This window comes from Pseudonocardia nantongensis (genome assembly GCF_046546495.1).
Taxonomy (GTDB): domain Bacteria; phylum Actinomycetota; class Actinomycetes; order Mycobacteriales; family Pseudonocardiaceae; genus Pseudonocardia; species Pseudonocardia nantongensis.
Genome location: NZ_JBKGXT010000004.1, coordinates 260300 through 272173, shown reverse-complemented (window position 1 = coordinate 272173; position 11874 = coordinate 260300). Strand labels below are relative to the sequence as shown.

At 75.5% G+C, this 11874-nt stretch carries 8 protein-coding genes; 3 read left to right on the top strand and 5 right to left on the bottom strand.

Going from position 1 to position 11874, the window contains the following annotated elements:
• Positions 1 to 147: 147 nt before the first annotated feature.
• The gene (locus tag ACLFMI_RS06840) at positions 148 to 1065 is read right to left on the bottom strand and encodes an alpha/beta fold hydrolase (protein WP_410946880.1); all 918 of its coding nucleotides are present in this window, start codon (positions 1063 to 1065) and stop codon (positions 148 to 150) included.
• Positions 1066 to 1387: 322 nt separating this feature from the next.
• On the opposite strand from ACLFMI_RS06840, the gene ACLFMI_RS06835 reads away from it, so the two are divergent.
• The gene (locus ACLFMI_RS06835; protein WP_410946879.1) at positions 1388 to 1885 is read left to right on the top strand and encodes a MarR family winged helix-turn-helix transcriptional regulator; all 498 of its coding nucleotides are present in this window, start codon (positions 1388 to 1390) and stop codon (positions 1883 to 1885) included.
• A complete protein-coding gene (locus tag ACLFMI_RS06830) occupies positions 1882 to 4752 on the top strand; it encodes an MFS transporter (protein WP_410946878.1) in 2871 nt (956 codons plus the stop codon). The genes ACLFMI_RS06835 and ACLFMI_RS06830 overlap by 4 nt, the downstream gene beginning before the upstream one ends.
• 86 nt (positions 4753 to 4838) lie before the next feature.
• Here the strand turns inward: ACLFMI_RS06830 and msrA are convergent, their stop codons facing one another.
• The 3 genes from msrA to ACLFMI_RS06815 all read right to left on the bottom strand — a co-directional run bounded on the left by msrA (position 4839) and on the right by ACLFMI_RS06815 (position 9245).
• Positions 4839 to 5498, bottom strand: a complete 660-nt coding sequence (msrA, locus tag ACLFMI_RS06825; RefSeq protein ID WP_410946877.1) for a peptide-methionine (S)-S-oxide reductase MsrA — start codon at positions 5496 to 5498, stop codon at positions 4839 to 4841.
• Positions 5499 to 5560: 62 nt separating this feature from the next.
• The gene (locus ACLFMI_RS06820; RefSeq protein ID WP_410946876.1) at positions 5561 to 7372 is read right to left on the bottom strand and encodes a gamma-glutamyltransferase family protein; all 1812 of its coding nucleotides are present in this window, start codon (positions 7370 to 7372) and stop codon (positions 5561 to 5563) included.
• A gap of 10 nt (positions 7373 to 7382) precedes the next feature.
• Complete coding sequence (locus ACLFMI_RS06815; RefSeq protein ID WP_410946875.1) at positions 7383 to 9245, bottom strand: TM0106 family RecB-like putative nuclease; 1863 nt, start codon at positions 9243 to 9245, stop codon at positions 7383 to 7385.
• A 186-nt stretch (positions 9246 to 9431) separates the two neighbouring features.
• Between ACLFMI_RS06815 and ACLFMI_RS06810 the strand changes: the two genes are divergently transcribed.
• Positions 9432 to 10331, top strand: a complete 900-nt coding sequence (locus tag ACLFMI_RS06810) for a DUF6474 family protein (RefSeq protein ID WP_410946874.1) — start codon at positions 9432 to 9434, stop codon at positions 10329 to 10331.
• A 116-nt stretch (positions 10332 to 10447) separates the two neighbouring features.
• Here ACLFMI_RS06810 and ACLFMI_RS06805 read toward each other — a convergent pair whose 3' ends face one another.
• Positions 10448 to 11860, bottom strand: coding sequence for a dihydrolipoyl dehydrogenase family protein (locus ACLFMI_RS06805; protein ID WP_410946873.1), 1413 nt, complete (start codon positions 11858 to 11860; stop codon positions 10448 to 10450).
• Positions 11861 to 11874: the final 14 nt, after the last annotated feature.

The following is an 11874-nucleotide window of genomic DNA, read 5'->3' as shown; positions in this document are numbered from 1 at the left end:
CGCCAACTCAGCAACCGACTGGTCGGCATCCTGCACGGCTGCCTCAAGACCGGAACCCGCTACGACGAAGCCACCGCCTGGGGGCACCACCAGCACGATCACCAGACCGCCGCTTGACAGCCCAGCCTGTGGGATGTCTGACGGGCACTAGCCGCCAGCGGCCCCGGCGATCGCCGCGGCGACCGCCTCCGGACGCTCGACCTGCAGGTAGTGCCCGGTACCCGGCACGACGACGGTGCGCACCCGTGCGGCGACCCATGGCAGCGTCGCCGAGGCGGTCCCCGGCGCCCCGCCCTCCAGCGCGGTCACCGGGATCGTCAGCGGGTCGGACCGCTCGGCCCGCTGCACGGCGGCGTCGCGGGGCAGCGCGGCGTACTGGGCCAACGCGGTCCGCAGCCGGCCGGGCCGGTCGTAGGCGGCGACGGCGTCGTCGAGGGCTCCGCTCGTCGCGAACGCCTGGCTCGCCGTGAACGCGGCGAGCCACTCCCGCTCGCGGCCGCGGGCCTCGTCGGCCACGCCGTCCGGGTCGGCGGCGAACCGCGCCACGTGCGGTGGGGCGAGCTCGGCCAGCCCGGCGCCCGGGACCCCCGCCCCGGTGACGACCAGGCCGCGGACCTGGTCGCGCCGGTCGCGGGCCCAGGCGTAGGCGACCATGCCGCCGAGGTCGTGCCCGACCGCCACGACCCGGCGGCCCGGTGCGATGCGGTCCAGCAGCGCGCCGAGGTCGGCGGCGCGGGTCCTGGTGTCGTAGCCGCCGGTCGGCACCGACGAGCAGCCGATACCGCGCAGGTCGGGCAGCACCACGGTGAACCGGTCGAGCAGCCGGAATCCGACCGGCGCCCACACCCGCCAGGTCTCCGGGAAGCCGTGGACCAGCACGATCACGGGTCCGCGACCACCGACGGCGTGGTGCAGCCGCACCCCGGGCAGCTCGGCGGTCCGGCGCTCCAGCCCGGGTACCTCGGCGCCGCAGCCGTCCGGGGGCGCGGCCGGACGGGCACCGCAGCCGGCCACGAGCAGGGCGAGCACGACGACGAGGGCGCGGTACCCGGATCGGCGTCGCATCCGACCAGCATGCGGGCGCAGGCGGCGGTCCGCTCACCCCGGCCGCGCGCCGGACTCGATCCACTCCCGTACGGCGCGTCCCTCCGGGACGGCTGTCGTCGTGCGGAACGCCACGGGCGAAGATCCGCGGGTCGAACACGTCGATGCCCGCTACGCCACCCACGGCCCGTCCCCGGTCCGAGCCCCGACCGGCAGGTGCGCGGCACCTCCGGGTGACGTGGCGCGTGTCATGCCGAAACGATTTGCATCGCGAAATGCATCGGAGCATTCTTGCACGGATCAACTAGTTGCGTGATACACGCATCACCCCCGGAGGAGCGCCGTGAGCACAGCGGAGCGCGCGCCCGCCGAGCCGCGTGACCCGAGCGAAGCGGAGCTGGAGCTCGCCGACACCGTCGTCCGCGAACTGTTCCAGCTCGTCCGCCAGGTCAAGCGGTCCGCCGAGCGACACCGGCCCGAGATGATCGTCGACATGGCCGGCTACCACCTGCTGGCCCACCTGCACCTCGGCGGCCCGCAGCGGGCCGGCGAGATCGCCGCGTTCTTCCACTCGGACCCGTCGACGATCAGCCGTCAGACCGCGGCCCTGGTCCGGACCGGGCTGGTGGAGCGCCGCGCCGACCCCGACGACGGCCGGGCCAGCCTGCTCGCCGCCACCGACGACGGCGTCCGGGTGATCGAGACCGAGCGCCGCCGCCGCGCCCGGGTGATCGCCGAGGTGCTCGCCGGCTGGGACGCCGGGGACCGGGACTCGCTCACCACGCTCCTCGCCCGGTTCCTCGACGACTACCAGAACTACGAAGCACGGGAGTCCGCATGACCGCCGCTACCGCCGCCCCACCGAGGGGGGACGGGGAGCTGACGCACCGGCAGATCCTCACCGTCCTGGGCGGGCTGATGCTGGGAATGTTCCTGGCCGCCCTGGACCAGACGGTCGTGTCGACCGCGATCCGCACCATCGCCGACGACCTGCAGGGCCTGTCCATGCAGGCCTGGGCCACCACCGCGTTCCTGATCACCAGCACGATCAGCACGCCGCTCTATGGCAAGCTCTCCGACATCTTCGGCCGCAAGCCGCTGTTCATGATCGCGATCTCGATCTTCCTGGTCGGTTCGGTGGCCTGCACCGTGGCCTGGTCGATGTACTCCCTCGCGGCGTTCCGCGCGCTGCAGGGCCTGGGGGCCGGTGGCCTGATGTCGCTGGCCCTGACCATCCTCGGCGACATCGTCCCTCCCCGGGAGCGGGCCCGGTACCAGGGCTTCTTCCTCGCCGTGTTCGGCACGTCCAGCGTCATCGGACCGGTCATCGGCGGCTTGCTGTCCGGTGTGGACTCGATCGCGGGGATCTCCGGCTGGCGCTGGATCTTCCTGGTGAACGTGCCGATCGGGCTGATCGCGCTGATCGTCGTGCAACGGGTGCTGAACATCCCGCACGTCCCGCGGAAGGCGCGGATCGACTGGCCGGGCGCGATCGCGCTGGCTCTGTGCCTGGTGCCGCTGCTGATCGTCGCCGAGCAGGGCCGTGGGTGGGGCTGGAGCTCCACCTCGGCGGTCGTCTGCTACGCCGTCGGCGTCGTCGGGCTGCTGCTGTTCATCGTCGCCGAGCGGGCCTACGGCGACGACGCGCTGCTGCCGCTGCGGCTGTTCCGGAGCGGGATCTTCTCGCTGTCCAGCGTGATCAACCTGCTGATCGGCATGGCGATGTTCGGCGGGATCGCGCTGCTCCCGCAGTTCCTGCAGCTCGTGCACGGCGCGACGCCGATCGAGGCCGGGTTCATGATGCTGCCGATGGTCCTCGGGATCATGGTGGCCTCGGTGACCTCCGGCCAGCTGACCTCGCGCACCGGCCGCTACAAGATCTTCCCGGTGGTCGGTACCGCGTTCATCACGATCGCGATGGTGCTGCTGTGGCAAACCGTCACCCCACAGATCCCGCTCTGGCAGCTGTTCCTGACGATGGCCCTGCTCGGCCTCGGGCTGGGGCTGTGCATGCAGACCCTGGTGCTGGCCGTGCAGAACGCGATGCCGGCCCGGGACATGGGCGTGACGACCTCGTCGGTCACCTTCTTCCGGCAGATGGGCGGCACGCTGGGCACCGCGGTGTTCCTGTCCGTGGTGTTCTCCACGGCCGGCGACAGGATCGCCGCCGCGCTCCGCGACGCGCTCGGCACCGGCTCGTTCCGGGCCGCGCTGACCGATCCCGCGGTGGCCGCGGACCCGGCGAACCAGACCGTCCTGCAGGGCCTGCAGTCCGGCCGGACCGGCGGGCTCAGCGCCGGGGTGCTGAGCGACTCGTCGTTCCTGCAGCAGATCGATCCGCGGCTGGCCGCACCGTTCCAGGCCGGCTTCACCGAGTCGATGACGCTGGCGTTCATGATCGCCGCCTGCGTCATCGCGGTGGCCTTCGTGCTCGTACTGTTCATCAAGGAGTTGCCGTTGCGCACCATGTCAGGCGCCCAGGCCGCGCGGGCCGAGGAGGCCGCGCGCCGGGGAGCGACCGAGACCGCGGCCCCGACCGAGGCGCTCGCCACCGTCCCGGCGGCGGCCGCGCCGTCCGCCACCTCCGTGCCGGACGCCCCGGCCACGACGCCGATCCCGGTGCTCGGCCGGACGTCCGCCGGTCCCCGCCCCGGGGAGCACGACGACCCGGTGCCCCCGGCACGGCAGCCCGCTCCGGCCCAGCCCGCGCCGGCACAGTCCGCCCCGCCACAGCCCGCCCTGCCACAGCCCGCTCCGGCCCAGCCGAGCCCGGCCAACGGGACCGTGGCCGACGCGGCGCGGGCGGCCGGGCTCGCCGGCGCCGGCCCGGCCGGAGGTGACGGCCCGGCCGTCACCGGCCAGGTGCAGCGCGGCGACGGCGGCCCGCTGGCCGGCGCGACCGTGACCGTCACCCGGCTGTCCGGCGAGCAGGCCGGGCGCACCAGTACCGACGACGACGGCCACTACCGGGTCGCGCTCGGCGAACCGGGCCGGTTCCTGGTCGTCGCGGCGGCCGGGTCGCTGCCCCCGCAGGCGGCGACCGTGACCGTCGGCACCCAGCCGGTCCGGCACGACGTCCGGCTGGCCGGTGGCAGCGGCGTCCGCGGCGCCGTCCGGGACACGGCCGGACACGGCGTCGGCGGGGTGACCGTCACGTTGATCGATGCCGGTGGTGACGTCACCGCATCCGGCCGGACCACCGAGGCCGGGCTGTTCGCGCTGACCGGCGTCCCGGCCGGGAGCTACACCCTCACCGGGGCCGGTGAGGGCCTGGACCCGGTGGCGGTCGGGGTGCAGGTGCCCGCCGTGGGTACCGCCGAGCAGGACCTGCGGTTGCCGCAGCGGTCCCGGCTCACCGGCCGGGTCACCGCCGCGCCGGACGGCCTGCCGGTCCCGCAGGCGCTGGCCACGCTGATCGACTCCGAGGGGGCGGTCGTGGGGTCGCGGCTCTCCGGCCCGGACGGCACGTTCACCTTCGAGAACCTCGCTGCCGGCTCCTACACCCTCGCGACCAGCGGTTACGCGCCGGTGGCGACGGTGGTGGCGCTGGACCCGGGCCGGGTCACGCACTCCGACGTCGAGTTCCCGCACCCGCTCGGGGGCGTCGGCCGGGAGCCCGGCCCGCACCCCGCCGCGGGGAACGGGAACGGCTCCGCGAACGGCGACGGCCAGCACGCCCAGCACCAGCAGGCCCGCGAGCCGAGCTGACGGGCGGCACCACGGGTCCACGCAGAACGGCTCGGCACCCCGTACGGGGTGCCGAGCCGTTCTGTGTCGCGCGGGCGGCGGGCCGCTCAGGAGTCGGCGCCGACCCCGGTTCCGGCCGGGCATCGCACGCCGGTGCCCCCGATGCCGCAGTACCCGCCCGGGACCTTGGCGAGGTACTGCTGGTGGTAGCCCTCGGCATAGTAGAACTGGGTCAGCGGGGCGACCTCGGTGCTGATCTCGCCCAGCCCCGCCGCGGCCAGCGCCGCGCCGTAGGCCCGCGCCGAACGCTCGCCGATCGCGGCCTGGGCGTCGTCGACGGTGTAGACGGCCGACCGGTACTGGGTCCCGACGTCGTTGCCCTGGCGCATCACCTGGGTCGGGTCGTGCCCCTCCCAGAAGATCCGCAGCAGCTGCTCGTAGCTCACCACGGCCGGGTCGTACTTCACCAGCACGACCTCGGTGTGCCCGGTCAGGCCGGTGCAGGTCTCCTCGTACGTCGGGTTCTCCGTGTAGCCGCCCGCGTACCCGACGGCGGTCGAGTAGACCCCCTCGGTCTCCCAGAACAGCCGCTCGGCACCCCAGAAGCAGCCCATCCCGAACACCGCGGTCGCCGTGCCCTCCGGGAACGGCGGGACCAGCCGATGGCCGTTCACCTGGTGGGTCTCCGGGACCGGCATCGCGACCGACCTCCCCGGGAGGGCGTCCTCGGCTGACACCATCTCCGCCTCGTGCCCCCAGCCGAACATGGCGACCACGGTACGCCGCCCGCGCACGGCCCACGACCGATGGCGGGACGCCGGCGCGCCGGCTACAGCGCGATGGCCGCACCGACCCCGGAGCGCGGGTCGACCGCGGCGTGCCGGGCCCCGGCGGAGGTGCCGACCGCACACATCCGGCCGAGCGCCCAGGCGCCGCTGTCGTCCACGGCGTGTCCACGGCGGCGCAGGTCGGCCAGCGTGTCCGCGCCCAGGCGGGACTCGACGACCAGCCCGTGCGGCTCCCAGCCGCGCGGCGCGAACGATGCCGGGAAGGCCGTCGAATGCCAGGTCGGGGCGTCGATCGCGGCCTGCAGGTCCAGTGCGTGGGCGCCGCCTGCGGGATCGTCGCCGTGGATCAACGACAGCAGGAAGCACAGCTGCCACTGGTCCTGCTGGTCGCCGCCGGGGGTGCCGAAGGCGACCCGTGGTTCGCCGTCGCGAAGCGCCAGCGACGGGCTCAGCGTGGTGCGCGGGCGCCGGCCCGGGGCCAGCGAGCTGGGCAGGCCGTCCTCCAGCCAGAACATCTGGCCGCGGGTGCCCAGGCAGAAGCCCAGTTCCGGGATCGTCGGCGACGACTGCAGCCACCCGCCGGACGGCGTCACCGAGATCATGTTCCCGGCCGCGTCCAGCACGTCGACGTGCACGGTGTCCCCGCGCGCAACGCCGTGCGGGGACACCGTCGGCTCACCGGTGCCCGGACCCTCGGTGCCCGCCCCGCGTCCCGCACCGGGGGTGGCCGCGTACACCCCGATCCTGGGCTCCCGACCGCCCGGCGAGCCGGGGCGCAGGCCACCGTCCGACGTGGACCCGATCAGCGCGCGGCGCTCGGTGGTGTAGGCGTCCGAGAGCAGCTCGGCCACCGGGACGACGCCTCCGGCGGCGTCGCCGTACCAGGCCTCACGGTCGGCGAACGCGAGCTTCGCGGCCTCCGCGGCGGCGTGCACGGTGTCCGCCGTCGCCACCCCACCGGGCAGCTCGAGGTCCACACCGGACAGCAACCGGAGCTGCTGGAGCAACGCAGGTCCCTGCGACCACGGCCCGCACTTGGCGACCGTCCAGCCACGGCCGGCGTCGGCGAGCACCGCGTCCTCGTAGTGCGACGACCAGCCGGCGAGGTCGTCGGCGGTGAGCAGGCCGGTGTGGTCACGACCGGTCTCGTCGCGGACCGGGGTGCGTGCGAAGCGCTCGATCTCCTCGGCGACGAAGCCGCGGTACCAGGCGTCCCGGGCGGCGTCGATCCGCGCCTCCCGGCCCGGGCCGCGGGCCGCGTCCAGCAACCGCCGCCAGGTCGCCGCGAGCGCCGGCAGCCGCACGACCTCGCCGGGGCCGGGTACCCGGCCGCCCGGGAGCCAGGTCGCGGCCGAGCTCGGCCAGTGCGTGCGGAAGTGCTCGGCCACCGTGCCGATCGCCCCCGGGATCCGCGGGACCAGCGGGAACCCGCCCGCCGCGTAGCCGAGCGCGGGCTCCAGGACGTCGGCGAGCTCCCAGGTCCCGTGATCGCGCAGCAGGCTCAGCCAGCCATCCCAGGCTCCGGGCACGGTGGCGGGTAGCAACCCGGTCCCGGGCACGATCTCGCAGCCCGCACCGCGCACCCGCTCGATCGTCGCCGCCGCCGGTGCGACGCCCTGCGCGCAGAGCACCTGCGGTACCGGGTCGGACGCGGTGACGAACACCGCGGGCAGCTCGCCGCCCGGACCGCACAGGTGCGGCTCGACGACCTGCAGGACGAACCCGCAGGTCACCGCGGCGTCGAAGGCGTTCCCGCCGCGGGCCAGCACACCGGCCGCCGCCGCCGTGCCGAGGTGGTGGGTGCTGCTGACCGCGCCACGCGGCCCGATCCGGTCGAATCCACGGGGTGCCACCGACGCATCCTCACACGTCGGGGTCGCGCAACTCACTCACCAGGGGTACCTCGCGGACCCGGGCCGAGGACATCCACTCCCGCAACGCGTGCGTGGCGAGCACGTCGTCGGTGTTGTAACCGAGCAGCCGCTCGCGCTGTGCCGGGTCGGGCGCACCCCCGTCGAGGGCTACCGCGTCCCGGTACCAGCGCATCGAGTTCTCGCCGCCGGCCTCCGGGTCCCGCCAGGCGAAGCCGGCGGCCGGGGCGATCTTCTTCAGGCCCTTGCCCTGCGCGCAGAGGAACCAGGTGGAGACCACGCCGTAGAGGTCCACCCAGCAGGGGTCCTCGATGAACGCGCGGACCTCGGCCTCGGTGGGGACGCCCGCGATCCCCGGGAAGCGCTGCGCCGAGGCCAGCATCCAGCGGTTCTCCGCCTGCTCGTTGTAGCAGTAGGCGGCGAACGTGCGACCGGACGCGGCGGCGCTCTCCCGGATCCCGGTCAGCCAGGTCCAGAACTCGCCGAACGACCGCCCCTCGTCCGAGGTCGGCAGCGGCTGCCAGGTCGCGAACGCCCGGTACCCGGGCTCCGGATCGCCGTCCCGGCGGCCGCCGGGGAAGTTCAGCAGCACGCCCCAGAGGTAGGCCCCGGCCTCGCCGAAGCTCTCCATGTCGACGTCCACCTCGACGTCGGCGCGCGGGACCGGCACCTCGGGCACCCGGCGGGCCACCGCGAGACCGGCGCGGCGGGCGCGCGCGAGCGCCACCAGGTCGGTGAACGGCGGCCCTGGCAGCGGCCCGACCAGCGCGGCCGGTGGCGCGGCCGGGTCCAGCGCGGCGAGCGCGGCGACCGTCCCGACCCCGGCCTCCCGCAGCAGGCGCCCGGTCTCGCCGTGCGCGACCAGGCTGACGTCGTCGGTCCGGGTCAGCTCGGCCTCGCAGGTCGGCCACCACGGGCAGCGCCGGCACTCGGTGATCCGGGACGGCGCGGCCAGCGCCGGGGCGCCGGTGACCGCGGCTCGGGCGACGGCCGAGCGGTCGGCGAACCGGGCGTCGTACTCCTCGAGCGTGGACCGGCCGCCCGGCCAGTGCCCGGCGCGCAGATCGTGCCAGACGACGACGTCGGCGTCCAGCCCGATCACCCCGCCGTGCCGGGGACCGGACTCCCCGGGAGCCCAGCCCGCGATCTCCAGCAGCCGGGTGAGCTGGGCCAGGGCGAGCAGGTCGCGCGGCTGCGAGCGGACCTTGCGGTCCGGATCGTGCCGGGCGCGCTGCGGCCACGGGTCGGTGACGGCTGTGGTCCGGGCGCCCTCCCCCGGGTCGGTGATCCGGCGGCGGACCACAAGCACCGGCACGTATCCACCGGTCGGCACCCGGACGAGCAGCTCGGCCGTGCCCCGCCGGTCACCGTCGAGCGGGAGGACCGCGCCCCAGATCATCGGGGCGCCGGCCGTCACCAGCTCTGCGGTCCGCGCCGCCCGTTCCGCCCGGGAGCCCGCCCGCGCCCCGGGGCCCGCACCGCCGGTCGCGGCCGGGCGCGCCCCGCTCGTGACCGGATCCACCCCGGTCCCGGTCGGGTCCGCACGGTTCGCGGCCGGATCCGCGCCGTTCGCAGCCGCCACCGCACCGGCCGCGCCGGCGACCGGACCGGCCGCACCGCCCGGCCAGACACTCGCCCAGTCCGCGCCCCAGGTCCCCGCGAGCAGCTCGCCGACCCGCACCCGGTGCGCGGCCGCATCGGCCCGGCGCTGCTCGATGGCCGGGTCGGGCAGCGCGCGCGGCGCATCGATCACGGATGGGTCGTGGTCCAGGTGCACCCGGCGCCGGCATCCGCTGAGCGCAGCAGCGTCCAGGAGGACGTGCGGCGCGGTTCGGGCTCCGGTCGAGGTGCTCACGGTCCCCGAGGGTAGAGAACACCCCCGACAACGACCGCGGACGCCGCATCCGTTCCGGACACGGTGCGGTCACCCCGGCGGTGTCGTTCCTGCGCCTGCGGTGGCGCGGGCCCTAGGCTGCGGCGACGATCAGGCGAGCACCCGCCAGGCGACATCGTGAGCGAACCGGACCCGGGAGGACACGACATGGGACTGCTGCGCAGGAAGCCGAGCGCGGGCGAGCGCGCCGCGGCGGCGGCCGAGGAGGCGGCGGTCGACGCATCGGCGTGGGTGCAGGACACCGCCGTGCAGGCCGCGGACGTCACCCGGGAGCAGGCCGACCGGGCCGCCGAGAAGCTGCACGCCCGGGCGGTCAAGGCACGCCGGAAGGCCGAGCTCGCGAGCAGGCGGGCGGACAAGGCCGGGCGCAGGGCCACCCGCCGCACCCGCCGGGCCACCGCCGGTGCCGGTGACCGGATCGCCGGTGCCGCGCCGGCCGCACTGAGCGAAGCCGGTCTGAAGGCCCGCGCCGCGGACCGCAAGGTGCAGAAGTCCGCGGCGAAGGCGGACGCGAACGCCCGCAAGGCCGAGGCCAAGGCCGCCCGGGCGACCGAGAAGGGTCGGCTGAAGAGCGAGGCACGGGCCGAGAAGGAGGCCGAGCGCGAGCGCGCCGCCCGCGAGTGGAACGCCGCCCGGGTCAAGCGCTACCTGGCGATCGCGCGGCTGCTCGCCCCGGTCGCCGCGCCGTACGCGATGGCCGCGGCCGGCTCGCTGCGGCACCGCTGGGACGATCACCGGTCCCGGCGGCTCGGCGTCTCCCCGGACCAGCTGGGCAGCTTCTCCGGTCCGGCCGGGCGCTTGCACGTGCGGCTGTCCCGGATCGCGTCGACGATCAGCGAGCTGCGCGCGGACGGCACCGTCGACCGGGACCCGGCGGCCAAGCGGTTCGCCGACGAGACCGAGCCGCGGCTGCACGATCTGGCCGCGGCCGTGCGGGCCGCCGAGCAGATGCCGGCGAGCCGCCGCAAGGCCGCGTTCCGGACCGTCTCGCACGACCTGGACCGGATCGAGGTCGAGCTGCTCGACCACCTGGGCGTCCGCGCCTGAGCATCAGGGGCCGCGGCGTCGCCAGGTGGCTAGGCGCGGCATCACCGCCCCCGGCATCGCTGAACGCGATGCCGTCGGGTGGCGCGGTGTCGTCCAGTGGCCCATCCGGCACCCGGCTACCCCTCCCGGTAGGTCTCCAGCAGCCGCAGCCAGACCTCGCTGATCGTCGGGAACGCCGGCACGGCATGCCACAGCCGCGCCAGCGGTACCTGCGCGGTGACCGCGATCGTCGCGGCGTGCAGCAACTCGGCCACCCCGGGCCCGACGAAGGTCATCCCGGCCAGCACCTCGCGTTCGGTGTCGACCACTGCGACGACCCGGCCGGAGAAGTCGTCGGCGGTCAGCGCGGACCCGGCGACGGCGAGCTCCATGTCGATCACGCGGACCGGCAGGCCGGCGTCCCGGGCGGCCGCCGCGGTGTACCCGACCCAGGCGACCTCGGGGTCGGTGAACACCACCTGCGGGACGGCGTGGTGGTCGGCGGTGGCGGCGTCCTCGCCCCAGGGCGCGGTATCGAGCCTCCGGCCGGCGGCACGGGCGGCGATCGCGTGCGCGGCGATCCGGGCCTGGTACTTGCCCTGGTGGGTGAGCGGGGCCCGGCCGTTGACGTCGCCGACCGCGTACAGCCAGTCCCCGCCGCCCTCGACGAGCCCGGAGTCGTCCACCACGATCGCGCCACGCTCGCCGGTGGGCACGCCGACGGTGTCCAGTCCGAGGTCGTCCGAGGCGGGCCGACGGCCGGTCGCCACCAGCAACTCGTCCACCTCGATGGTCTCCCCACCGCCCTGCAGGGCGATGGCGTCGCCGGAACCCGGCCCGACCGCGTCCAGGCCGGTCTCCAGGCGCAGGTCGACGCCCGCGGACCGCAGGCCGTCGGCGACCCGCCCGGAGGCGACCGGCTCGGCGTTCGGGAGCACCCGGGCGCCGTGGTTGAACAGCGTCACCGCCGAGCCGAGGCGGGCGAATGCCAGCGCCATCTCGCAGCCGACCACCCCGCCGCCGAGCACGCCGAGCCGACCCGGGATCTCCTTCGCCGAGGTGGCCTCCCGGGAGCCCCACGTCCGGACGGTGTCCAGACCGGGCACCGGCGGGGTCACCGGCACGCTGCCGGTCGCCAGCACGACCGCCCGGCGGGCGGTCACCGTGGTCTCCGCACCGTCGCCACCGGTCACCACGACGGTCCGCTCCCCCGCCAGCCGGCCGCGCCCGCGCAGCACCGCCGCGCCGGCCCCCTCGGCCCATTCGACCTGGCCGCTGTCGTCCCAGTTCGAGGTGAAGGAGGTCCGCCGCGCCAGCACCTCGGCCGGGTCGAGCTCCGCGCGCACCCCCGGCAGCCGGCGCGCGTCGGCGACCGCCTGCGGGGTCCGCAGCAGTGCCTTGGACGGTATGCACGCCCAGTACGAGCACTCCCCGCCGAACAGCTCGGCCTCCACCAGGGCCGCGGACAGCCCGTCCTGCACCGCGTAGCCGGCGGCGTTCTCGCCCACCGGGCCCGCGCCGATCACGACGACGTCGTACTCATGCTCCATGCCCGCAGCCTTCC